Origin of the sequence: Jiella sonneratiae (genome assembly GCF_017353515.1) — a bacterium.
In the GTDB taxonomy this organism is placed as follows: Bacteria; Pseudomonadota; Alphaproteobacteria; order Rhizobiales; family Rhizobiaceae; genus Jiella; species Jiella sonneratiae.
The window spans coordinates 66,508-89,394 of sequence record NZ_JAFMPY010000004.1 but is presented as its reverse complement, the minus strand read 5'-3'; the positions used below and the strand labels follow the sequence as shown (position 1 = coordinate 89,394).

The following is a 22,887-nucleotide window of genomic DNA, read 5'->3' as shown; positions in this document are numbered from 1 at the left end:
CCGTGGGAGGAACGGGACAGCCACCACAAACGCCCTAACGCAGGTAACCTAGCACAGGTTTCACGATTCTTGCTGTGGCGTCGTTGCTACGCTTCCATCGCAATCAGACTGGCGTTACCGCCCGCGGCGGCAGTATTGACCGAGATCACCTGTTCGCGAGCGAAGCGGGCGAGGTAGTTCGGGCCGCCGGCCTTCGGTCCCGTGCCGGAAAGACCCGATCCGCCAAAAGGTTGCGAGCCGACGATCGCCCCGATGATGTTTCGGTTCACATAGACGTTGCCGACCGGCAGACGGGCGATCACTTTTTCGGCGGTCTGGTTTATCCGGCTGTGAATGCCGAGGGTCAGGCCGAAGCCGGTCGCCTCGATGGCGTCGAGCATCCGGTCGAAGTCCTTCGCCTTCCAGCGCACGACGTGGAGGACGGGGCCGAAGACCTCGCGGTCGAGCGCCTCCGGCCGGTCGAGCTCGACGACGTGGGGCGCGAAGTAGTGCCCCTTCGCCGCGAGCCCGCCTTCGACCGCGCCGCGATAGCGCAGCGTCTGCTCCCGCTCCATGTGCGCGACGTGGCCGCGCAGCATGGCGAGCTGCTCGGCGTCGATCACCGGGCCGATGTCGGTGGCAAGGTCGCGCGGGTCGCCGATGGTGAGTTCTTTCGCCGCGCCGGCGATCATCTCGAGAATGCGGTCCGCCACGTCCTCCTGCAGGAACAGCAGCCGCAGCGCCGAGCAGCGCTGGCCGGCCGAGCGGAAGGCCGACATCACGACGTCGTCGGCGACCTGTTCGGGCAGCGCGGTGGCGTCGGCGATCATCGCGTTGATGCCGCCGGTCTCGGCGATCAGCGGCGCGATCGGCGCATCGCGGGATGCGAGCGCCCGGTTGATCGCAAAGGCGGTTTCCGTCGAGCCGGTGAAGGCGACGAGCGCCGTCTGAGGGTGCGCGGTCAGGGCCGCGCCGGTCCTGCCGTCGCCCGGCGCGAGATAAAGGTGCTGGCGCAAAAACCCCGCCTCGTGCAGGATCTCGACGGCCCGGGCGGCGATCAGCGGCGTCTGCTCCGCGGGCTTGGCGATGACGACGTTGCCCGCCGCGAGCGCCGCGGCAACCTGGCCGGTGAAGATCGCCAGCGGAAAGTTCCAGGGCGAGATCGCCACGGCGACGCCGCGCGAGCGGTAGGCGAGCCGGTTCTCCTCCCCGGTCGGGCCGGGAAGGTTCACCGGCGCGGCGAAAAGCCGCACGGCCTCGTCGGCATAAAAGCGCAGGAAGTCGACGGCCTCGCGGATCTCGGCGATGGCGTCGTCGAGGGTCTTGCCGGCTTCCGCCGAAAGGATCGCCAGGAGGTCGCTCTGGCGCTCCTCCATCAGCCCCGCCGCCTTGCGCAGCATCTCGGCCCGCCGGACGGCGGAGACCGCCTCGGCGGCCCGGCAGTGGCGCGCCGCCTCGAAGACCAGCGCATGCGCCGCCTCGGCCGACAGATGGTGACTTTCGCCGAGGACGGCGCCGTCGACGGGCGAACGGATCTCGACCTGATGCGCGGCGCCGGCGGTCTGCGCGGCGTCGGCGGCGCAGCGCGCCCGAAGCCCCGCGACCCTTATGCGGCGGCGCTCGGCGACGAGGCTGGCGACGGCCCGGCGGTCGCCGAACTCGATGCCGGCGGAATTGCGCCTGGGCGCGAAGAGGTCCTGCGGCAGGCCGATCTTCGGATGCCGGGCCGGCCCGTCCGCGAGGAGGGCGCGCGGCCGTTCGAGGAGTTCGGAGATCGGCACGTCCTCGTCGCCGACCTTGGCGACGAAGGAGGAGTTGGCGCCGTTTTCGAGCAGCCGCCGGACGAGATAGGCGAGAAGGTCGCGATAGCCGCCGACCGGCGCGTAGATGCGGCAGGCGACCGGCTTCGGGCCGGAGCGCCGCAGCGTCTCGTAGAGCGCCTCGCCCATGCCGTGCAGGCGCTGGAACTCGAAGCCGGTCGGATCGCCGCCGGCCATTTCGAGGATGGTCGCGACGGTGAGCGCGTTGTGGGTCGCAAATTGCGGATAGAGCCGCTGCCGGCGGTCGAGCAGCGCCTTGGCGCAGACGAGATAGGACAGGTCCGTCGCCGGCTTGCGGCTGTAGACCGGGTAGCCGTCGAGGCCCTTTTCCTGGGCGTGCTTGATCTCGCTGTCCCAATAGGCGCCCTTGACGAGGCGGACCATCATGCGGATGCCGGCCGCCCCGGCGAGCGCATCGACATGCTCGATCACCGCCAGCGCCCGCTTCTGATAGGCCTGGACGGCGAGGCCGAAGCCGTTCCAGCCCTTGAAGTCGAAGCGTCGGACCAGCGCGTCGATGACGTCGAGCGACAGTTCGAGGCGCTCGGCCTCCTCCGCATCGATGGTGAGGTTGAGGTCATAGCCGCGCGCCTTCTCCGCGAGCGCCGTCACCTTCGGCAGGAGGTCGGCGAGGATGCGCTCGCGCTGCAGCGGCTGGTAGCGCGGATGCAGCGCCGAGAGCTTGACCGAGATGCCCGGCCGGTCCGGCAGCGTCTTGTTGCCGGCCTTGCGGCCGATCTTCTCGATGGCGTCGGCATAGGACCGGTAGTAGCGCTCGGCGTCGTCCATGGTCCGGGCGCCCTCGCCCAGCATGTCGTAGGAATGGCGGTAGCCCTTGGATTCGAAGCCCCGCGCCCGCTCCAGCGCGTCCTCGATGGTCTCGCCGAGGACGAAATGCCGGCCGAGGAAGCGCATCGCCTGGCGCGTCGCCTGGCGCACCGCCGGCCCGCCGATCCGCTTGACGAGCCCGGCCATGACGCCCTGCGGCGTCTCGCCGGGGCGGATGATCCGCGCCGAAATGCCGAGCGCCCAGGCCGAGGCGGCGGTCATCAGCCGGTCCTCGCCGCCTTCGTGATGGGCCCAGTCGCCGGCGCCGATCTTCTCCTCGATCAGCCGGTCCTGGGTGGCCGCGTCGGGGACCCTGAGCAGCGCCTCGGCGAGGATCATCAGGGCGAGGCCCTCGCGGCTGGACAGGCCGAACTCGCGCAAAAAGTCCTCGACGCCGCCGATGCCGCCGGCCGCCTTGCGGATGCCGACGATCAAGGCGCGGGCGCGCTCGTCGACCTTGTCCTCGTCGACGGGCCAGCGTTCGGAGGCCTTGAGGAGCGCGGAGACGGCCGCCTGGTCGTCGGGTGCGAAGGGCTGCGCGAAGGGCGGCGGAAAGTCTTCAGCCGCATGGGTGGACGCTTCAGTCGCAGACATGGGCCGCTCCGTGTTCGAGAGCCGAGAAGTTCACGCGAATCCCGAGAGCTTAAGGTTGTCCGAGAACGCACGCAAATGTGCGGCCGGTTTGGTGGGAAGCAGTTTTTACACGGCGCGGTTTAGCGAGCGACGGGCGACCCTGGCTGGTTAGACGATCAACCATGATAGGAGGATCCCGCCGACTGTTTCACCCCGGTGCAAAGCACCTTGGTACGGCGCTGCCCTACGATAAGTCCTCGGGCGCCACGACCTTCCTCCAGGCGGCATGACCGCCACCGCGCCCCGGAACGCGCTCGATCATGCCTTGATCGCGCAGCTTTAGGAACTCCTTCTTGACCGCGTTCTCCGACTTGATCCCGGTCAAAATCCGCGCTTGCTTATTCGTGATCTCGGGCTCCGCTTCGAGAAAATTCATGATTGCCTCTGTCGGCAGGGCCAAGGGAGCGTGCCGGATCACGACCTTGATGTAGTTGCCCTCCTCTGAAATAATCGGGGGCTTAAGCTTCCACTCCTTCATCTTTTGGAAGGCCGTATTTAGCCCCTCGCCCATGTCCTTGTTGGGGGCGTCGCGGTAGCGGTTAAGGCACCGCACCAGCTTCGAGTTCCGATTGAAGCGGGCGTCCAAGATGTTCTCGACGCGGACATACCCCGGCAGCCTACCAGGGCTGGAAATCTCGATCCGATCATTGAAGATCGTCACATGCACATCGTCCGAAATCGAATAGTCCCGATGGATGATGGCGTTGACGAAGACCTCCCAGATTGCCTCCGGCGGGTAGCCCCTCTTCTCCGAGCCCTCGCTGCCCCACATTGAGATGCTGGATAGGATAGAGATGATCTTGTCCACCGGCGCATGGATGAGGCGATAGGCCGGACCTTCGATGTAGTAGCTCTCCTTGAGGTGTTCACGCTCCGGATCGTCCTCGCGGGTCTCATATCGCGAGACCCGGACCCCGCACTTCCGGGGCATCATCGCGGACGGGTTGTCGCCGAAAAGTAGGATGCCGGCTACCACGGGCGTCCAATCTTGGATATCCATGAGGTGCTGATTGACGGCGTAGTCTAGCGGATCGGTCGAGGGAGAGTAGTCCGCTAGGAAGGACGCCAGCTCGCACGCATCTGCGATCTGCTCGGGCGGGAGATTCGGTAGCTTCATATTCTCGTAAGAGCGGGCGCCCTTGGCGAAACCCAGCTCAGTGATCTGCTCGGCCGACAACGGCAGGGACTGCGCCCCAGACCGCTAATAGACCTTTCCGTCAGCCGTCTTGTTCACATCAGCGCCGCGCTCTACGAAGATGTGGAGGGCGATGGTTCCCTTGGTATCATGCTTTAGGAACTCGTACCGCACATCGACGGAAGGATTGAGCGTGTGGAGGGCTTGCAGGAGGCCATTGTAGTCCTCGGCCGTCGCATGGCCGTTCCACCGCTTCGCGGGATCGCGCTCATCCTTGTCGTCAGCGATCCCAATGACGACCTCGCCGCCATCGGCGTTCGCGAAGGCCACCACGATCTTCTGCACCTTCTGGCCCGAGATCGACGCTGCCTTACGATCGAAGAAGTGACCCTCGGCGCGATTGCACAGCACAAGCGCGTCAGCTTCCGAGATCTGACGTTCTTTCACAGAGCCCTCTTGCGGTCACGCCTTTTGATCGGATCTGGCATAGAAAGCACGAAGGTAGACGTGAGCCAACCTTTTCAACGGCCTACGCTCATCATGCCCGAGCCACCCCCGCTCTGCCTAGGAAGCCGCTCGCTGCCTTTCAAAGCACAGGTTGTGAACTCTGGCGTGCCGCGGGATCCGAGCCTATCAGAGCGGCATGCAGCTGCTGCGCGATATGGGTCTGCTTCGGATCCGCGAGCGTGGCGAACTGCATGGCTGTTGGCGCATTTCGACCCAAAGGAAGTAGTGCAGATCAACAGAGACGAAAGCTAAATCAACTGCTTCCGACCCTGGGTCGATGCTATCTAACAGCCGACGAACGGCCGCTCAGGAGAAGTGCCAAAGACGATGTCGAAGGCCGAGTTGGGTCGAAAGCCGCCACGCGAGGATAGCGCGCTCACCGCCCCGCCGTCGCATCGGACCGGCCCGCCGCGTCGCCTGACGGCGTCTCCCGCCCGTCGAGGATCGCCTCGATCTCCGGATAGAACCACTTGCGGCCGGGATAGCCCTCCAGCCGGCCGATCTCCCTGCCGTCGTCGCCGACGAGCACGAAGGTCGGCGTGAAGGCGGCCGGCGTCAGGCCGGCGATGCCGCCGGTGCGATCATCCCAGATGTTCACCCGCCGCAGCGGTGCGATCCTGCCGATGCGGCTCTGCGGATAGTCCGGTGCGATCTCGGCGTCGAATTTCCGGCAGAACGGGCAGCCCGGCTGCTCGAACATCAACAGTTCGGCGGCCCGGGCGGGTGCCGGCGCGACGGACGCGGCGAGGAGGACGAGCGGCAGCAGCAGGGCGGCGAGCCACAAGCGCCGCCGCCCGTCATTCACGGGCTCGTCCGCCCCCGCCAGGGACCTGCCGGTGATCCGCGCCATCGCCATGGCCGGAGGATAGCGCGGCGCCCGACGAAAGGTCAGCCGCCGCGACGATTTGACCGGCGCGGCGCGGGCATCGTGGCGCTGCGGCGGCCTCGCCCGCTCAGGCGTAGATGTCCATGACCTGGTTGAGGAGGTCGATCGCCTCTTCCTTCGGGCGCTGGAAGGAGTTGCGGCCGATGATCGAGCCGTTGCCGCCGCCTTCGCGGATGGCGCGGACCTCCTCCAGGAGCTCCGGCGTGTTCTTGGCGGCGCCGCCGGAGAAGACGACGACGCGCTTGCCGTTGAAGGCGGCCTGCATGACGTGCTTGACGCGGCCGGCCATGTTCTTGCTGTCGACCGGGTACTTCTCGTAGGTCGACTTCGCCGCGTCGAGATCGATGTGCGCGGTCGGCAGCTTCACCTTGATGATCGTCGCCCCCATCAGCGCCGCCATGTGCGCGGCATAGGCGATGATGTCCGTGCCGGTCTCGCCGTCCTTGGTCACCTTGCCGCCGCGCGGATAGGACCAGACGACGGAGATGAGGCCGCGCGACTTGGCGTAGTGGCTGACGTCGCGCAACTCCTCGATCATGTCGTAGGAGCATTCCGACCCCGGATAGATGGTGAATCCGACGCCGATGCAGCCGAGGCGCATCGCGTCGTCGACGGTGCCGGTCAGCGCCTGGTCGTTGTTCGAGACCAGCGAATTGCCGCTGTTGACCTTAAGGATCAGCGGCACCTCGCCGGCGAAGGTGTCGGCGCCCTGTTCCAAGAGGCCGAGCGGCGCGGCATAGCCCGAGACGCCCGATTCGATCGCGAGTTCGTAGAGATAGTGCGGATCGTAGGCGGCCGGATTGGGCGCGAAGGAGCGCGCCGGGCCGTGTTCGAAGCCCTGGTCGACCGGCAGGATGACCATGCGGCCGGTGCCGCCGAGCCGCCCGTGCATCAAGAGCCGCGAGAGGTTGCTCTTCAGTCCTGGAGTCTCGCCTTCGTACCAGGAGAGAATGTTCCGTACGACCTCGGTTCTGTGCATGATGTCGGTGTCCTTCGGCAGACGACAGGGATCGGGCATCCTTCCTGGATGCTTGGGGTTTCTTTTGTCGACATATCGGCCGGCCGTCCAGACGGGCGGGCGCTCCCCAATCGATTAAAACATTGCCGGCACTTCGAAGATGCCGGCCGCCCCGCGGCGCCTCGTCGGCCGGGGGCCCGGCTGCCGGCCCGAGCATGGCGCCGATGCCGGCGCTTTTCGGGTTGAAGCGGACAATTCGCTTTTATTTGACAGCGAAACCGTCTAGCGGGGCGCCGACCCGTCCCCGACGCGCGCGTCGGGGTTCCGACCTGCGGCCGCGCGCCCGCCAAAGGAGTTGAGAGCGAACATGGCTGAGCACCAGCATCCGGTCCACGCCAAGATTTCCGGCCCCGTCGTGATGATCGGCTTCGGCTCGATCGGCAAGGGCACGCTGCCGCTGATCGAACGGCATTTCGACTTCGACCGCAGCCGTTTCGTGGTGGTCGATCCGGACGACAGGGACCGCGCGCTGCTCGACGAGCGCGGCATCCGCTTCGTCCACGAGGCGGTGACGCGCAAGAACTACGAGGAACTCTTGACGCCGCTGCTGACCGCCGGCGAGGGACAGGGCTTCTGCGTCAACCTGTCGGTCGACACCGGCTCGCTCGACCTCATCCGGCTCTGCCGCGAGCTCGGCGTCCTCTACATCGACACCGTGGTCGAGCCCTGGCTCGGCTTCTATTTCGACAAGAACATGTCGAATGCCGAGCGCACGAACTATGCGCTGCGCGAGACGGTGCGCAAGGAGAAGCGCAAGAACCCCGGCGGCACCACCGCCGTCTCCTGCTGCGGCGCCAATCCCGGCATGGTCTCCTGGTTCGTCAAGCAGGCGCTCGTCGACATCGCCAAGGAAACCGGCATGGATTTCGACGAGCCGTCCTTCGACGACCGCGACGGCTGGGCCAAGCTGATGAAGAAGGCGGGCGTCAAGGGCGTCCACATCGCCGAGCGCGACACCCAGCGCGCCAAGCATCCGAAGCCGATGAACGTGTTCTGGAACACCTGGTCGGTCGAGGGCTTCCTGTCGGAAGGCATGCAGCCCTCCGAGCTCGGCTGGGGCACCCACGAGAAGTGGATGCCGAAGAACGCCCACCGCCACAAGAAGGGCTGCCAGGCGGCGATCTTCCTCGAACAGCCCGGCGCGAACACCCGCGTGCGTTCCTGGTGCCCGACGCCGGGCGCGCAGTACGGCTTCCTGGTGACGCACAACGAGTCGATCTCGATCGCCGACTATTTCACCCACACCAACAAGGACGGCGAGGTCACCTTCCGGCCGACCGCGCACTACGCCTATCATCCCGCCAACGACGCGGTGCTGTCGCTGCACGAGCTGTTCGGCGCCGCCGGCAAGATCCAGCCCGAGCTCCACGTCCTCGACGAGAACGAGATCGTCGACGGCATCGACGAGCTCGGGGTGCTGCTCTACGGCCACGAGAAGAACGCCTACTGGTACGGCTCGCAGCTGTCGATCGAGGAGACCCGCCAGCTCGCGCCCTATCAGAACGCCACCGGCCTGCAGGTGACCTCGGCGGTGCTCGCCGGCATGGTCTGGGCGCTGGAGAATCCGGAGGCCGGCATCGTCGAGGCCGACGAGATGGACTACCGGCGCTGCCTCGAGGTGCAGATGCCCTATCTCGGCCCGGTCAAGGGCTACTACACCAACTGGACGCCGCTGGTGGACCGGCCGGGCCTCTTCCCCGAGGACATCGACGAAAAGGACCCCTGGCAGTTCAAGAACATCCTGGTGCGCTGAGGCCGCCGGCCGGCGTTCTTCTCGAAGCGCGCCGGCGATCATCGGGGAAAATAGCTTCAGACGGCGATTTTCCCTTGACGCTCACGCCGTCTCGTTCTGAAACATTCCCCGAGGATGTCGGGCGGCGGACGATCGCCGCCTGCGGCCGCGGCAGCCGCCTCCGCCGCCAGATGCCGAACACGAGGACTTTGATGCGGACTTACAAGACGGCAGTCGCAGTCACCCTGGCCGCGCTCGCGCTCGGCGCCTGCCAGAGCAGCGAGCGCGCGGCGGTCGCGCCGAAGCCGCGCGGCATCGAGGGCCGCTGGAACGCCCTCGGCGGCCCGGTCGCGTATTCCGCGACCTTCAACAACGGCCATTTCGCCTCGGTCGAACAGGGAACCGGCGGCGTCCTCGCCACCGGCACCTATTCCAATCTCGGCCCCGGCCAGATCAACATCCTCTACACCTCGCGCACCACCAACCAGCAGCAGTCGGCGAACTGCAACCTCGTGCAGCCGGACCGGCTGGCCTGCGCCGCCTCGAGCGGCACGCGCTTCGAGTTCGGCCGGGCCTGACCCGGCCCGCCTGACGAGCAGAAGACGGGGAACGGAAGAAGGGACGACGGGGACGCCGCGGCGTGGCGCGCGGCAATTCCTGCCTCTCGCAAATCCGCCCCGGCTCGTCCCCGCCCGGCCGCAGCGGCAATCCATCCGCGATCTTTGTCCTTCGTCGCATTCAAATTTCGGCGCAATCCCCTATATCGGGCGGGCCGAGCGCCGGTGCCGCGCGCCTGCGGGCGCAGCGCCCGCAGGCGGCGTCGACGCCGGATCGGCCTATGCCGACCCTTACCCGGTCGGCAACGCAATCATTTCGGGATGGCAGGATGAACGCCCTCACCAAGACGGTCGCCGAGCGCGCCACCGGCCCTCTTCCGGCGGAACACCCGAGGGTCAAGACCGCCAAGATCGGTGTCCTCCTGGTCAATCTCGGGACGCCCGACGGCACCGACTTCAAGCCGATGCGGCGCTATCTCAAGGAGTTCCTCTCCGACAAGCGCGTCATCGAATGGCCGCGCATCGCCTGGTATCCGATCCTCTACGGCATCGTCCTCAACACCCGGCCGAAGAAGTCTGGCGCGGCCTATGCCGAGATCTGGAACACCGAGAGGAACGAGTCGCCGCTCAGAACCTTCACCCGCGCGCAGGGCGAAAAGCTCGCCGTCCGTCTCGCCGGCCACGGCGAGGTCGTCGTCGACTGGGCGATGCGCTACGGCACGCCGTCGATCGCCGAGCGCGCCGACTATCTGATGGGCGAAGGCTGCGACCGGATCCTCGTCTTCCCGCTCTATCCGCAATATTCCGCCTCGACCACGGCGACGGTGAACGACAAGTTCTTCGAGCACATGATGGCGCAGCGCTGGATGCCGGCGGTGCGCACGGTGCCCGCCTATCACGACGAGCCGGTCTATATCGACGCCCTCGCCCGGTCGATCGAGAGCCATCTCGAGAGCCTCAACTTCGAGCCGGAACACGTCATCGCCTCCTATCACGGCATCCCGCAGAGCTATTTCCGCAAGGGCGATCCCTATCACTGCCACTGCCAGAAGACCTCGCGGCTCCTCGACGAGCGGCTCGGCTGGCCGAAGGGGCGGCTGATCACCACCTTCCAGTCGCGATTCGGGCCGGAGGAGTGGCTGCAGCCCTATACGGACAAGACCGTCGAGAAGCTCGCCAAGGAGGGGGTGAAGTCGATCGCCGTCCTCAATCCCGGCTTCGTCTCGGACTGCCTCGAAACGCTGGAGGAGATCGCCGGCGAGGCGGGCGAGATCTTCCACGAGGCGGGCGGCGAGAACTTCTCGCACATCCCCTGCCTCAACGATTCCGAGCCCGGCATGGACGTCATCGAGGCGATGGTCCGGCGCGAACTCCGGGGCTGGCTCGACTGAGGGCTCAGAGGCCGCGCGGCTGTCGCCGGCCGCACGGCTCTTGCGTTTGCCGGCATTCGCGCGATAGTCGCTGACGGGGCGCGTCACATCACCGTCCGGCGCATCGCCGGCTCTGGAGACCCGAATGCTGACCTCCGGAACCATCCTCCTCGTCTTCCTCCTGTTCGTCGCCGTCGTCGTCCTCACCTCGACGATCAAGATCGTGCCGCAGGGCTACAATTACACCGTCGAGAATTTCGGCCGCTACACCCGCACGCTGGAGCCCGGCCTCTCCATCCTCGTCCCCTTCATCGAGCGGGTCGGCCGCAAGATGAACATGATGGAGCAGGTGCTCGACGTCCCGACCCAGGAGGTGATCACCCGCGACAACGCCTCGGTGGCGGCCGACGGCGTCGCCTTCTACCAGATCCTCGACGCCAAGGCGGCGGCCTACGAGGTCTCGGGCCTCGACAACGCCATCCTCAACCTGGTGATGACCAATCTCAGATCGGTCATGGGCTCGATGGACCTCGACGACCTCCTCTCCAACCGCGACACGATCTCGGAGCGGATCCTGCGCGTCGTCGACCAGGCCTCGCACTCCTGGGGCATCAAGATCACCCGCATCGAGATCAAGGACATCAATCCGCCGAAGAATCTGGTCGATGCCATGGCCCGGCAGATGATGGCCGAGCGCGAGAAGCGCGCCGATATCCTCGAGGCGGAAGGCGCGCGCAACGCCGCGATCCTGAGGGCCGAGGGCGAGAAGCAGAGCCAGATCCTGCAGGCCGAAGGCAAGCGCGAGGCCGCCTATCGCGAGGCCGAAGCCCGCGAACGCCTCGCCGAGGCGGAGGCGACCGCGACGCGGCTCGTCTCGGAAGCCATTTCCGCCGGCGACGTCCAGGCGATCAACTATTTCGTGGCGCAGAAATACACCGAGGCCATCGCCAAGCTCGCATCGGCGCCCAATCAGCGGGTCGTGCTGATGCCGCTCGAAGCCTCCTCGCTGATCGGCTCGGTCTCCGGCATCGCCGAGATCGCCAGGGCCGCCTTCGGCGATGACCGCGCCTCGACCCCGCCGCCTTCTTCGCCACGGCCGCCCCGCCGCGAACGTCCCGCCTTCCGCGTCCCCGACACGACCGGCGGCGCGGGGCCGGCACAGGCCGGGTGAGCGGCATGGACGCGCTTTTGCAGGCCTTCGCCGACTATGGCTGGTGGATCGTCGGCCTGGTGCTCCTGGTGCTGGAGGTGGTCGTCCCCGGCATCTATCTCGTCTTCTTCGGCCTCGCCGCCCTCGTCGTCGGCACCAATGCCTTCCTCGTCGGCGGCAGCGGCTGGTTCGGCTTTCCGCAACAGGTCATCGCCTTCGTCGTCGTCGCCGCCGTCGCGATCTATCTCGGCCGGCGCTGGTACGGCCAGGCGCCGGGGCCGGAGGACGCCGGCCCGCTCAACCGCCGCACCGGGCGTCTCGTCGGGCGGGAGGCGCGGCTCACCGACGCGATCGTCGACGGGCGGGGCCGCATCGCGCTGGAGGACAGCTGGTGGAGCGTCTCGGGCCCCGATCTGCCGCAGGGCACCCGGGTGCGGATCACCGGCGCCGACGGCGCGGTGCTGACGGTCGAGCCGGCACAGTGACAAAGGGGCGCCGTCGGCGGCGCCCCGGTCAGCCCTTGGCGAAATAGTAGCCGGCGAGGAACAGGCCGACGGCGATGACGAAGCTGCGCACCGCGATCTGGGGCACGCGCTTGGCGATCCACACCCCCGAATAGCCGCCGAGGGCGACGCCCGGCACCATGGCGAGCGCGCCGGGCCAGTTCACAACGCCCCCCGAAACGAAGACGACGATCGCGACGACGGCGATGACGTTGGCGAGGACGTTCTTGATGGCGTTGAGGCGGTGATAGTCGCCGCTGTCGGTGAGGCCCAGCGTCGCCAGCATCATGATGCCCATGCCGGCGCCGAAGAAGCCGCCATAGATCGAGGTGACGAACTGCATCAGCGGCGCGGCGACACCGCGCTTCTCGCTCCTCGACCCGGCCTCCCGCGGCGTCGGCTTCAGCAGCGGCCCGGCGGCGAAGAGCGCCGTCGCGCCGAGCAGCAGCCAGGGCACCGCGGCGGCGAACTGGGCGTTGTTCAGCCACAGCAGCAGCATCGCGCCGCAGAGCGAGCCGACGATCGAAACGGCGGCGAGGACGGCGATGCCCCGCCAGATCGTCCGGATGTCCTTGAGATACGGCAGCGTCGAGGTGAAGTAGCCCGGCAGATGGACGATCGAGGAGGTGGCGTTGGCCGAGATCGGCGGCACGCCGATGAGCGACAGCGCCCCGAAGGAAATGAAGGTGCCGCCGCCGGCGACCGCGTTGATCGCGGCCGCGGCAAAGCCGGCGAGAAAGAGCAGCAGGATGGTGAGGAGGGACATCGGCAGCAAGGTTAGGGTGAATCGGGGGCCGGTGATAGGCGAAATCGCCGGCCGATGCGACGCGGCGGCGGCCAGTCTCGGCGCGGCGAAACCCCGCGGGCAGGCGCCGCGGCGGCCGCGGCGACCGGGGCGGCGTCAGTCCGTCGGCCGCGCCTCGCGGGCGTAGAGCAGGACCAGTGCGATGATGATCAGCCCGAAGGTGATGTTCTTGCCGGCCTGGCCGATCTGGGCGATCGACAGGATCGACTGCAAAAGCACGACGATCAGCGTGCCGGCGATGGTGCCGACATAGCCGCCGGCGCCGCCCATGATGTTGGTGCCGCCGATGATCACCGCGGCGATCGGCACCAGCAGATAGTCGTTGCCCATGCCGAGATAGGTCTGCGAGGCGTAGCCGGTGAGGAGGATGCCGGCGAGGACGGCGCAGACGCCGGAGGCGACGAAGGCGCCGACATGGACGCGCCGGGTGGCGACGCCCGACAGGAACAGCGCCGGCTCGTTGTTGCCCGTGGCGTAGAGGAAGCGGCCGAAGCGCGAGCGGGCGAGGACGAGGATGGTGACGGCGGCAAGCACCGCCCAGACCAGCGGCGCCACCGGCAGGCCGCCGAGATTGCCCACCGCGAGGAAGCGCACGAAGCCCGGAATGGTGGAATCCGGCGGCTGGCCGTTCGTATAGACCATGGTCGCGCCCTCGAGGAGGGCGTTCATGCCGAGCGTCCAGACCAGCGAATGCAGCCGGAAGACCGCGACGCCGATGGCGTTGACGAGGCCGACGCCGATCCCGACGAGCAGCGCCGCCCCGACCGCGACGGCGAAGCCGTAGCCCTCACCGTAGAGCGTCGCCATCAGGATCGATGAGAAGGTGAGGTTCCACGGCACCGAGAGATCGATCTGGCCGGTGAGGATGACCAGCGTCTGGCCGATGGCGATGATGCCGATGAAGGTGGCGATCTGCAGCTGCGCCTTGACGTTCGCCCAGGAGGCGAAGGCCGGGTTGAGGATCACCGCGACGACGATGAGCACGACGAGCAGCGCGTAGGACACGGCGACGCCGTGGCGGGTGAAGGCGCCGAAGCGGCTCTTGAGGGTGGCCGTGGTCATCGGATCAGCTCCTCAGCACCGCGAGGCGGTTGCGGGCCCTCAGCGTCCAGGCGTTGCCGAACATCAGGACGACGATCAGGATCGCCCCCTGGAAGACGCTCTGGTAGAAGGACGAGACGCCCGCGGCGAACAGCACGCTGACGATGATCGAGATGAAGAAGGCCGCGACGATCGGCCCGAGCGCGACGCCCCTGCCGCCACCGAGGATCGCCCCGCCGAAGACCACGGCGGCCACCGAGTTCAGCGTGTAGGACGTGCCGACGGTGGCGTCGCCCGACGTGGTCTGGGCGGTGAGGAAGAGACCGGCGCAGGCGGCGAGGAAGCCGCCGATCACATAGGCCGAGACCAGTGTCCGCGGCACGTTGATGCCCGACATGTGCGCCCCGCCCGGATTGTCGCCGACGGCGTAGATCGCCGTGCCGAGCCGCGAGCGCATGATCGGCATGCGCAAGCACAGCGCGACGACGAGGAGGACGATCAGCGAATAGGGCAGATAGCCCCAGGCGCCGGTCAGCGTCGAGGCGTAGTAGCCCGGCACCGAGCCGCCCGGCTGCGGCCTGATGAGCAGCGCGAAGCCGGAATAGATGTAGAGCGTCGCCAGGGTGACGATGATCGGCTGGATCCGGCCGTAGGCGACGAGGAGCCCGTTGACCAGCCCCGCCGCCGAGCCCGCCGCGAGCGTCAGCAAAACGACGCCGACGACGCTCGCCGGGCTGTCGCCCATATAGGTGGCGGCGATGGTGTTGGAGAGCGAGACGATGGCGCCGACCGAGAGGTCGACGCCGCCGGTGAGCACGACGGTGAGCTGGGCGAGGGCCGCCAGCGCCAGCGTCGTGCCCTGGTTGGCGAGCAGGCGGAAGCCGAAGGGCGAGAGGATCAGCGGCTGCTGGTACCAGTAGTAGCCGAGCAGGACGATCAGGCCGACGACGGCGAGCAGCGAGGAACGGTAGCGACGAAGGCTCACTGGGCTGCCTCCGCCATGTCGGCGCCGGCCGCGTTCCGGCCGCGGCCGACGCCGAGCGAGGCGGCGAGGATTTCCTCCTCGGTGATGTTTCCGCCTTCGAGGGTCAGCGCCACGCGCCCGCCGTCCATCACCGCGACCCGGTGGCAGAGCCCGATCAGCTCGCTGGTTTCCGTCGAATAGAGGATCACGCCCTTGCCCTCCCGCGTGAGGCCGACGATGAGTTCGTAGAAGGCCTGCTTGGTGCCGACGTCGATGCCGCGCGTCGGATCGTAGAACAGGAACACGTCGGCGCCGGTCTCCAGCCACTTGGCGAGCACCAGCTTCTGCTGGTTGCCGCCCGACAGCGACCGGGCCGGCAGTTCCATCGACGCCGCCTTGACGGAGAGGCGCTCCATCATGCGGCCGACGAAAGCCCTTTCCCTGGCGGCGCTGACGAAGCCGAAGCGGCCGAGGCGCGAGAGCACCGAGAAGGTGATGTTTTCGCGAACGCTCATCGGCAGGACGAGGCCTTCCGTCTTGCGGTCCTCGGGGATCAGCGCGATGCCGCTCTCCATGGCCGCCTTCGGCGAAGAGAGCCGCACCGGCCGGCCGTCGATCAGCGCCTCGCCGGCGACGCCCCGATAGGCGCCGAACAAAGCGAGGAGCAGCGTCCCCTGCCCCTGGCCCTCGAGGCCGGCGAGGCCGAGCACCTCGCCGCGGCGCAGCGAGAGGGAAACGTCGGCAAGGTCGGAGCCGACCGAAAAGCCGGAGAGTTCGAGGAGCGGCGGCTCGTCGCGCGAGACCTCCGTGCGCTCCGGAAACGACCGCTCGACCCGCTGGCCGAGCATCATCTCGACGATCTCGGCGTCGCTCGCCTCGCGCGCCGCCACCGTCGCGACGTGGCGGCCGTTGCGGAAGATCGTCATCCGGTCGACGAATTCGCGGATCTCGCTCATCCGGTGGGAGATGAAGATCACCGAGGTGCCGGCGGCCTTCAGCTTGCGCAGGAGGTCGAACAGCCGCTGCACCTCCTTGCGGCCGAGCGCCGAGGTGCCCTCGTCGAGGATCAGGAGCTTGGGCTCTTTCGACAGCGCCTTGAAGATCTCGACGAGCTGGCGGTCGGCGAGAGACAGGTCGCTGACATGGGCGCCCGGCGCGATGTGGCCGACGCCGAGACTGTCGAACAGCGCCCGCACGTCGCTGCGCATGCGCCGCTGGTCGATCTGGCCGAGGGGGCCGGTCGGCTCGTGGCCGACATAGATGTTCTCGGCCACCGTGAGATGCGGAAACAGCGACAGCTCCTGGAACACCGTCGCGACGCCGTGATGCGCCGCCTCGGCGGGGCCGGAGAACTGCACCGTCTCGCCGGCGAGGGTGATCGTCCCCGCATCGGGGCGCTGAACGCCGCTCAGCACCTTCACGAGGGTCGACTTGCCGGCGCCGTTCGCCCCGAGCAGGGCGTGGATCTCGCCGGCGCGGCAGGAAAAGTCCGCCGCTTCCAGCGCATGGACGCCGCCGAAGCTCTTGGAGATGCCCCGCGCGTCGAGCAGCGGGCGGCCCTCCTCTAACGGGGCCTTGTCGGTTCCTGGACGCAAATCGCACTCTCCGCCCGATTGTCGGCGCCGGCCGGACCGCCGGCACCGCTGCAAGGCCGGCACGGCCGCCGGCGGGGCGACGAGGCTCCGCCGAGGGCGATGCCGGATCAAGCGGCGGCCGGCCGAAGACGGGGGGTACCGCCTCTGCCGGCGCGCCGCTTCCGGCCGCTCTCAGACCTTCTGCTTGAGGATCTGGTTGACGTCGAAATCGAGACCGCAGACCGGGATCGAGATCGGCGTGAAGAAGCTGTCGGGCAGGTCGGGGAAGAAGTTCTCGCCGGACTTCAACGTATCCGTTGTCGCCGTCGGCAGCGGCGCGCTCACCGAACGCGGCGTCTCCTTGCCCTGCAGGATGTCCAGCGCGACCTTGATCGACAGCGCCGAGAGCGCCGGCGACTGGCCGATCGACAGCATCGGGAACTTCAGCTCGGAGGCGAGCTTGCGGAAGCCGTTTTCCGCCTCGCCGGCGATCGGCGGAATGTCCATGCCGGCCTGCTGGAAGGCGCGCACCACGCCGGTGTCGCCGCCCTGGCTCCAGACGCCGTCGAACTTGGTGCCCGAGGCGAGGGCGTTGGCCGTCACCTTCTGGGCGGTGCCGTCGTCCCAGTTGCCGTAGATCTCGGTGGTCTTGATCTCCGGATGCTTGCCGAAGACGTCGTTGGCCGCACGGGTGCGCTCCTGGTCGACGAAGGTGCCGGCGACGCCGCGCACCACCAGGATGTTGCCCTTGCCGCCGGTCTTGTCGACGATGAAGTCGGCCCACTGCTTGCCCATGGAATACTGGTCTTCGTTGACCAGCACGGCGTTTTCGGTGGTGACGACGTTGTCGAAGGAAACGACGAGGATGCCGGCGTCGACCGCCTGGTCGACGACGGAGTTGAGGCCGGTCGGCGACGCGGCGTTGAGGATGATCGCATCCACCCCGGACAGGATCATCTGGTTCATCTGGGCGATCTGGGCCGAGACCTCGTTGCCCGAGCTCGTCGCCTGGAAGCTCGCGATCATCGGCTTGACGTCGTCGCGCTCCGTATACGCCTTGGCGATCTGCACCATCTCGGTGCGCCAGGTGTTGCCGATATAGGAGTTGGAGAGCGCGATCTTGAACGGGCCGCTCTTGGCCTCGCGCTTCACCATCGGGGTGTCGGACGCCCAGGGCATGATGCACTTGTCGGCGGCGAAGGCCCGCCGCCCCATCAGGCCCGACACGGCCGTCGCCGCGACGCCGCCGGCGACGCTTTTGATGAACTGCCTGCGCTGCATGCTGGTCTCCTCCCGCGGTTCGTCGCGGCCCTGCGCCACCTCCCAGCGGCTGCCGATCCGGCCGGACATCAACGCATACATTATGCACCTGCGGACCGCGAGGTGAAGGACCGATCGCGCTGCAAGTGCAAGGCAAGGCGAAAATTCATGCTCCGGTAAGATTCGCCCCCGGCCGCTCCGGTCCATTTCGCAGCCGCCGCCGAGCAGGCGGCGTTGCGACCCGGGACGAGCCGGGCTACAGCTTGCCCAGACCAAAAATTCTGGGAGGAAATCATGGTCAAACGGGCACTCATGCTTGCCGCGACCGCGGCAGGCACGCTGGCGTTGTCGCCCGCCTCGGCACAGACCACCGAACTGCGATTCCAGTGCTACCAGGACGGCAACGAGTGCCAGAGCTGGGGCGAGGAGATCGCAAAGTTCGAGAAGGCCAATCCGGACATCAAGGTGACGATCGACGAGGTGCCCTACAAGGCGATTCTCGAGAGCCTCCCCGTCCAGCTCGCCGGCGGCAGCGGCCCCGACGTCGCCCGCGTCAGCGATCTGGGCGGCCTGGCGCGGTACATGCTCGACCTGCGGCCGCATCTCAAGGACGCCGACTACTGGGAGAAGAACTACGGCGCCGAGCTGAAGTGGACGCGGGTCAACGGCGAGGGCGACGACGGCATCTACAACCTGCCGGACCAGCTCACCATCACCGGGCCCTTCGTCAACAAGACCCTGTTCGACCAGGCCGGCGTCGCGATGCCGGGCGACAAGGCCACCTGGGACGACTGGGCGAAGGCCTCCGTCGAGGTCGCCAAGGCGACGCAGACGCCCTACCCGATGGCGATGGACCGCTCCGGCCACCGCTTCGCCGGACCGGCGATCTCCTACGGCGCGCAGTATTTCGACGACAGCGGCAAGCCGATCACCGTCGACGAAGGCTTCAAGAAGTTCGCCGAGGCCTTCGTGAAGTGGAACGAGGACGGCACCGTCGCCAAGGACGTCTGGGCAGGCTCCGGCGGCGCCACCTATCAGGACGCCTCGAAGGAGTTCATCAACGCCTCGCTGGTGTTCTACATGTCGGGCTCCTGGCAGGTCGCGCGCTTCGGCAAGGAGATCGGCGACGCCTTCGACTGGGAAGTGGTCTCGCCGCCCTGCGGGCCGGCCGCCTGCACCGGCATTCCGGGCGGCGCCTCGATCGTCGGCTTCAAGCACACCAAGCACCCGGAGGCGGTCGCCAAGCTGCTCGACTTCATGGCGCAGCCGGACGTCTATGCCGACTTCATCGGCAAGACCCGGGCGATCCCGGCCAACAAGGGCCTGCAGGAAAAGGGCGTCGACTATTCCGGCGCGCCGGACAACGTGAAGAAGGCGCTCGCCAAGTTCACCGAGGCGGCGGGCCAGCTTTCCGACCGGGCCTTCGCCTTCCAGGGCTACAAGAACAACCGCGCCATCATGAACGCTACCGTCGCCCGGCTGACCCAGGCGATCGTCGGGGAATCCAGCCTCGACGAGGCGTTCGGCCGCATCGACGCCGACGTCGACGAGGCGGTCAAGGCGGCAGGCGACGCGAAATAAGGGACCGGGGCCGCTCCGGCGGCCCCGCCCTCACCCGCATGATTCCCGCGCGAAGGGAGGGCCTTTTCCTTCGCGTCCGGGAGGAAGGCCCGCGGAAATCCGATGTTCAAGCCCCTCACCCAGGCAGTCCAGCTCGGCTACCGGACGGCGTTCAACCTGTTCGAATGGCCGATGGCCGGCGCCCAGCGCCTCGTCGGCATCTCCCGCGTCGCCTGGCTGTTCCTGTTGCCGAACCTGTTGATCTTCGGCCTGTTCACCTTCCTGCCGATCATCCTCAACTTCTTCTACGCGACCACCGGCTCGGACGCGATCCTGCTCTCCCAGCGCCCCTATGTCGGGGCCGAGAACTTCTCCTCGCTGCTGTCCTGCACCGACTATCTCGACCCGAACAGCTGCCGGCGCGACGTGTTCTGGCGCGCGGTCTACAACACCGGCTGGTTCGTGGTGCTGCAGGTCGGCTTCATGATCGCCTTCTCGCTGGTCACGGCGCTGATCCTCAACCGCGACATCCCGCTGAAAGGCTTCTTCCGCGGCGTGTTCTTCTATCCCGTCCTGCTCTCGCCGGTGGTCGTCGCGCTGATCTGGAAGTGGATCCTGCAGCGCTACGGCATCTTCAATGCCGGCCTCGAGGATCTCGGCCTCGCCCCCGTCGACTGGCTGATCGATGCCCACTGGGCGTTCTTCTGGATCATCTTCGTCTCGATCTGGGCGCATATGGGCTTCTACACACTGATCCTGCTCGCCGGCCTGCAGGCGATCCCCTCCGACGTCTACGAGGCGGCGGAGATGGACGGCGCCTCGCGCTTCAGGGTGTTTTCGAAGATCACCATGCCGCTGTTGATGCCGACCATGGTCGTCGTCGTCGTGCTCAGCCTCATCCGGGCGGTGCAGGCCTTCGACGAGATCTTCGTCCTGACCGGCGGCGGGCCCGGTTCGGCGACGACGCTGATCCTGCAATACATCTACGAGACGGGCTTTGCCTCGCGCCCGCAGCTCTTCGGCCTCGCCGCCGCGGCCTCGATCCTGATGGCGGTGGTGCTGCTGGTGCTGACGCTCCTGCAGCTGCGCGCGACGCGAAGCCAGGCGGAGGGCTGAGCCGATGGTCTGGTCGTTCATTTCGAGGACCCGCGGCCGCGGCCGCTTCGACGTCACCGACTGGCTCACCTGGGGCTATCTGATCCTCGGCATCGTCCTGATGTTCGGGCCGGTTCTGTGGGTGGCGATGAGCTCCTTCAAGACCGACGCCGCCCTGTCGGAATATCCGCCGAGCTTCCTGCCGTTCGCCCCGAAGACGGTGATGGTCGAGGGCTACGACGACCCGCTGCCGCTCTACGAGATCACCGCCGGCGAACACCGGGGCGAGGTGCTGGCGCAGATCCGCCGCATCGGCCTCAACGCCCAGATGGTCGATCCGCAGAACCCGGCCGAGAAGATCAACGTGAAGATCGGCGACCGGGCGCCGGCGCGCGAATTCGCCATGGCCTTCGAAAACTATTCGAAGCTGTTCGAGCGCTTCAACTTCATGCGCTACTTCTGGAACAGCGTCTTCATCACCGTGGTCGCGACGATCATCACGGTGATCTTCAATTCGATGGCGGCCTTCGCGCTGGCGAAATACCGCTTCCGCGGGCGCACCACCGTCTTCCTCCTGATCATCGCCACCTTGATGATTCCGCCGACCATCAACCTCGTGCCGATCTATCTGGTGGTCAACGAGCTCGGCCTCGTCAACACGCCCTGGGGCGTCATCTGGCCGGCGGTGGCGACGCCGACCGGCGTCTTCCTGCTGCGCCAGTACATGCTGACGATCCCGGACGACCTGCTCGACGCGGCGCGCATGGACCACGCCTCGGAATGGCGGGTCTACTGGCGGATCGTCCTGCCGCTCGCCGCCCCGGCCATCGCCGTTTTGATCATCTTCTCGGTGATGTGGCGCTGGAACGAGTTCCTCTGGCCGCTGATCGTCCTCACCCGCTCGGAGGAATTCACGCTGCAGCTCGCCCTCAACGCCTTCCAGGGCGACCTGCAGACCTCCTGGAGCGGGCTTCTCGCCATGACGGTGCTGACGCTGCTGCCCATCACCATCGTCTTCGCGCTGCTGCAGAAGAACATCACGGCCGGCATCGCCCAGAGCGGCGTGAAATAGCTGATCGGAGTGACAATGGCCGTCGTCGAACTTCAGAAGCTGGTCAAGGACTATGCCGGATTCCGCGCCATCCACGGGGTGGACCTGCGGATCGACGACGGCGAGTTCTGCGTCTTCGTCGGCCCATCCGGCTGCGGCAAGTCGACCCTTCTGAGGATGATCGCCGGGCTGGAGGAGATCTCGGACGGCGAACTCAGGATCGACGGCAGGAGGGTCAACGAGGAGCGGGCGGCCGAGCGCGGGCTCGCCATGGTGTTCCAGAGCTATGCGCTCTATCCGCACATGACGGTGCGCGAGAACCTCGCCTTCGGGCTGGAGAACATCAAGACCCCGAAGGACGAGATCCGCCGGCGCGTCGACGAGGCGGCGCGCATGCTGCAGATCGGCGACTACATGGAGCGCCGGCCGAAGCAGCTTTCCGGCGGCCAGCGCCAGCGCGTCGCGATCGGCCGCGCCGTGGTGCGCGAGCCGAAGGTGTTCCTGTTCGACGAACCCCTGTCCAATCTCGACGCCGAGCTGCGCGTCGTCATGCGCGGCGAGATCTCGCAGCTCCACCGCCGGCTCGGCAACACGATGATCTACGTCACCCACGACCAGGTCGAGGCGATGACCATGGCCGACAAGATCGTCGTCCTGAAGCTCGGCACGATCCAGCAGGTCGGCTCGCCGCTCGACCTCTACAACCGCCCGGCCAACCAGTTCGTCGCCGGCTTCATCGGCTCGCCGCGGATGAACTTTTTCGAGGCGACGGTGGCGGAGCAGGCGCGCGGCGGCATCGTCGCGACCGACGAAGGCGGCCGCAGGGTCGAGGCGGCGGTGTCGCCGGAGAGGGTCGAGCCGGGCGCACCGGTGACCCTCGGCGTCAGGCCGGAGCATCTCGAAATCGGCTCGGAGCGCGGGCATCCGGTCACCGTCGAGACGATCGAACAGCTCGGCGGCGAATCCTATCTCTACTGCAGGGACAGCAACGGCCGGCCGATCACCGTCCACAAGTCCGGCCAGACCCGGATCAGGGCGGGCGAGGAGGCAAAGGTGTTCTTGCCGGCGGAGGCGATCCACGTCTTCAGAGAGGACGGATCGGCGCTCGAACGGCTCAGGATCGGCGAGGAAGCGTGAGGCCGGGATTCACTTCAGTCCCGAACGATTGAACGATGGCGGCTGTGCACCCCCCTCTGTCCTGCCGGACATCTCCCCCGCAAGGGGGGAGATCGATCGCGCGCCCGCGTCCCGCCAGACGTTCATTGTCGTGGTTGGCGCACTCGTCGACGAACTCAGCGCAAGCGGCCAAACCGCTGATCTCCCCCCTTGTGGGGGAGATGGCTGGCAAGCCAGAGGGGGGTGCCTCGGCGCAAACTTCGCATAGCCGGCATCTGAAGGCCTATCCCGTCGCGCCGCATA

Annotated in this window: 19 protein-coding genes; 9 read left to right on the top strand and 10 right to left on the bottom strand. The window is 67.3% G+C overall.

The features are described 5' to 3' along the window. Positions 1 to 86: 86 nt before the first annotated feature. The 5 genes from putA to J1C47_RS04445 form a co-directional block, all read right to left on the bottom strand. Complete coding sequence (gene putA, locus J1C47_RS04460; RefSeq protein WP_207349528.1) at positions 87 to 3,221, bottom strand: bifunctional proline dehydrogenase/L-glutamate gamma-semialdehyde dehydrogenase PutA; 3,135 nt, start codon at positions 3,219 to 3,221, stop codon at positions 87 to 89. Between the two features lie 223 nt (positions 3,222 to 3,444). Continuing rightward, on the bottom strand, positions 3,445 to 4,437 hold the full coding sequence (locus J1C47_RS04455) for an ATP-binding protein (RefSeq protein ID WP_245396356.1): 993 nt from the start codon (positions 4,435 to 4,437) through the stop codon (positions 3,445 to 3,447). 24 nt (positions 4,438 to 4,461) lie between these two features. Further along, on the bottom strand, positions 4,462 to 4,842 hold the full coding sequence (locus J1C47_RS23625; protein WP_342591930.1) for an AlbA family DNA-binding domain-containing protein: 381 nt from the start codon (positions 4,840 to 4,842) through the stop codon (positions 4,462 to 4,464). 436 nt (positions 4,843 to 5,278) lie between these two features. After that, the gene (locus J1C47_RS04450; RefSeq protein ID WP_245396355.1) at positions 5,279 to 5,686 is read right to left on the bottom strand and encodes a thioredoxin family protein; all 408 of its coding nucleotides are present in this window, start codon (positions 5,684 to 5,686) and stop codon (positions 5,279 to 5,281) included. Between the two features lie 169 nt (positions 5,687 to 5,855). After that, positions 5,856 to 6,767 (bottom strand): class I fructose-bisphosphate aldolase, encoded by a 912-nt coding sequence (locus tag J1C47_RS04445; RefSeq protein WP_207349527.1) that lies wholly within the window; start codon positions 6,765 to 6,767, stop codon positions 5,856 to 5,858. A 346-nt stretch (positions 6,768 to 7,113) separates the two neighbouring features. On the opposite strand from J1C47_RS04445, the gene J1C47_RS04440 reads away from it, so the two are divergent. The 5 genes from J1C47_RS04440 (at position 7,114) to J1C47_RS04420 (ending at position 12,100) form a co-directional block, all read left to right on the top strand. Next, a complete protein-coding gene (locus J1C47_RS04440) occupies positions 7,114 to 8,559 on the top strand; it encodes a homospermidine synthase (protein WP_207349526.1) in 1,446 nt (481 codons plus the stop codon). Between the two features lie 191 nt (positions 8,560 to 8,750). Then, the gene (locus J1C47_RS04435) at positions 8,751 to 9,116 is read left to right on the top strand and encodes an Omp10 family outer membrane lipoprotein (protein ID WP_207349525.1); all 366 of its coding nucleotides are present in this window, start codon (positions 8,751 to 8,753) and stop codon (positions 9,114 to 9,116) included. Between the two features lie 308 nt (positions 9,117 to 9,424). Then, complete coding sequence (gene hemH, locus J1C47_RS04430) at positions 9,425 to 10,486, top strand: ferrochelatase (protein ID WP_207349524.1); 1,062 nt, start codon at positions 9,425 to 9,427, stop codon at positions 10,484 to 10,486. 124 nt (positions 10,487 to 10,610) lie between these two features. Beyond that, a complete protein-coding gene (locus J1C47_RS04425; protein WP_207349523.1) occupies positions 10,611 to 11,636 on the top strand; it encodes an SPFH domain-containing protein in 1,026 nt (341 codons plus the stop codon). A 5-nt stretch (positions 11,637 to 11,641) separates the two neighbouring features. Further along, on the top strand, positions 11,642 to 12,100 hold the full coding sequence (locus tag J1C47_RS04420) for an NfeD family protein (RefSeq protein WP_207349522.1): 459 nt from the start codon (positions 11,642 to 11,644) through the stop codon (positions 12,098 to 12,100). 28 nt (positions 12,101 to 12,128) lie between these two features. On the opposite strand, the gene J1C47_RS04415 is transcribed toward J1C47_RS04420, so the two are convergent. The 5 genes from J1C47_RS04415 to J1C47_RS04395 all read right to left on the bottom strand — a co-directional run bounded on the left by J1C47_RS04415 (position 12,129) and on the right by J1C47_RS04395 (position 17,864). Beyond that, complete coding sequence (locus J1C47_RS04415) at positions 12,129 to 12,884, bottom strand: sulfite exporter TauE/SafE family protein (RefSeq protein WP_207349521.1); 756 nt, start codon at positions 12,882 to 12,884, stop codon at positions 12,129 to 12,131. Positions 12,885 to 13,019: 135 nt separating this feature from the next. Continuing rightward, complete coding sequence (locus tag J1C47_RS04410) at positions 13,020 to 13,985, bottom strand: ABC transporter permease (RefSeq protein ID WP_207349520.1); 966 nt, start codon at positions 13,983 to 13,985, stop codon at positions 13,020 to 13,022. 4 nt (positions 13,986 to 13,989) lie between these two features. Continuing rightward, positions 13,990 to 14,949 carry an ABC transporter permease subunit gene (locus tag J1C47_RS04405; RefSeq protein WP_207349519.1) on the bottom strand — a complete coding sequence of 320 codons (960 nt, stop codon included), beginning with the start codon at positions 14,947 to 14,949 and terminating at the stop codon, positions 13,990 to 13,992. Further along, positions 14,946 to 16,523 carry a sugar ABC transporter ATP-binding protein gene (locus J1C47_RS04400; RefSeq protein WP_207349518.1) on the bottom strand — a complete coding sequence of 526 codons (1,578 nt, stop codon included), beginning with the start codon at positions 16,521 to 16,523 and terminating at the stop codon, positions 14,946 to 14,948. The genes J1C47_RS04405 and J1C47_RS04400 overlap by 4 nt, the downstream gene beginning before the upstream one ends. Before the next feature lie 171 nt (positions 16,524 to 16,694). Then, positions 16,695 to 17,864, bottom strand: a complete 1,170-nt coding sequence (locus tag J1C47_RS04395; RefSeq protein ID WP_207349517.1) for a sugar ABC transporter substrate-binding protein — start codon at positions 17,862 to 17,864, stop codon at positions 16,695 to 16,697. A 192-nt stretch (positions 17,865 to 18,056) separates the two neighbouring features. Here J1C47_RS04395 and J1C47_RS04390 point away from each other — a divergent pair, with 192 nt between their 5' ends. The 4 genes from J1C47_RS04390 to J1C47_RS04375 all read left to right on the top strand — a co-directional run bounded on the left by J1C47_RS04390 (position 18,057) and on the right by J1C47_RS04375 (position 22,605). Continuing rightward, positions 18,057 to 19,343, top strand: a complete 1,287-nt coding sequence (locus J1C47_RS04390; RefSeq protein WP_207349516.1) for an ABC transporter substrate-binding protein — start codon at positions 18,057 to 18,059, stop codon at positions 19,341 to 19,343. A 102-nt stretch (positions 19,344 to 19,445) separates the two neighbouring features. Beyond that, a complete protein-coding gene (locus J1C47_RS04385; protein WP_425354536.1) occupies positions 19,446 to 20,438 on the top strand; it encodes a carbohydrate ABC transporter permease in 993 nt (330 codons plus the stop codon). 4 nt (positions 20,439 to 20,442) lie between these two features. After that, the gene (locus J1C47_RS04380) at positions 20,443 to 21,489 is read left to right on the top strand and encodes a carbohydrate ABC transporter permease (RefSeq protein ID WP_207349515.1); all 1,047 of its coding nucleotides are present in this window, start codon (positions 20,443 to 20,445) and stop codon (positions 21,487 to 21,489) included. 15 nt (positions 21,490 to 21,504) lie between these two features. Further along, positions 21,505 to 22,605: an ABC transporter ATP-binding protein gene (locus tag J1C47_RS04375; RefSeq protein WP_207349514.1), complete on the top strand. Its 1,101-nt coding sequence runs from the start codon at positions 21,505 to 21,507 to the stop codon at positions 22,603 to 22,605. The last annotated feature ends 282 nt before the right edge of the window (positions 22,606 to 22,887 follow it).

Excerpts from the sequence above, each read along its gene's own strand:
- J1C47_RS04435 (WP_207349525.1), top strand. The coding sequence starts at position 8,751 with ATGCGGACTTACAAGACGGCAGTCGCAGTCACCCTGGCCGCGCTCGCG.
- J1C47_RS04445 (WP_207349527.1), bottom strand. The coding sequence starts at position 6,767 with ATGCACAGAACCGAGGTCGTACGGAACATTCTCTCCTGGTACGAAGGC.
- J1C47_RS04385 (WP_425354536.1), top strand. The coding sequence starts at position 19,446 with ATGTTCAAGCCCCTCACCCAGGCAGTCCAGCTCGGCTACCGGACGGCG.
- J1C47_RS04380 (WP_207349515.1), top strand. The coding sequence starts at position 20,443 with ATGGTCTGGTCGTTCATTTCGAGGACCCGCGGCCGCGGCCGCTTCGAC.
- J1C47_RS04440 (WP_207349526.1), top strand. The coding sequence starts at position 7,114 with ATGGCTGAGCACCAGCATCCGGTCCACGCCAAGATTTCCGGCCCCGTC.
- J1C47_RS04395 (WP_207349517.1), bottom strand. The coding sequence starts at position 17,864 with ATGTATGCGTTGATGTCCGGCCGGATCGGCAGCCGCTGGGAGGTGGCG.
- hemH (WP_207349524.1), top strand. The coding sequence starts at position 9,425 with ATGAACGCCCTCACCAAGACGGTCGCCGAGCGCGCCACCGGCCCTCTT.
- putA (WP_207349528.1), bottom strand. The coding sequence starts at position 3,221 with ATGTCTGCGACTGAAGCGTCCACCCATGCGGCTGAAGACTTTCCGCCG.
- J1C47_RS04375 (WP_207349514.1), top strand. The coding sequence starts at position 21,505 with ATGGCCGTCGTCGAACTTCAGAAGCTGGTCAAGGACTATGCCGGATTC.
- J1C47_RS04415 (WP_207349521.1), bottom strand. The coding sequence starts at position 12,884 with ATGTCCCTCCTCACCATCCTGCTGCTCTTTCTCGCCGGCTTTGCCGCG.
- J1C47_RS04420 (WP_207349522.1), top strand. The coding sequence starts at position 11,642 with ATGGACGCGCTTTTGCAGGCCTTCGCCGACTATGGCTGGTGGATCGTC.
- J1C47_RS04425 (WP_207349523.1), top strand. The coding sequence starts at position 10,611 with ATGCTGACCTCCGGAACCATCCTCCTCGTCTTCCTCCTGTTCGTCGCC.
- J1C47_RS04410 (WP_207349520.1), bottom strand. The coding sequence starts at position 13,985 with ATGACCACGGCCACCCTCAAGAGCCGCTTCGGCGCCTTCACCCGCCAC.
- J1C47_RS04390 (WP_207349516.1), top strand. The coding sequence starts at position 18,057 with ATGGTCAAACGGGCACTCATGCTTGCCGCGACCGCGGCAGGCACGCTG.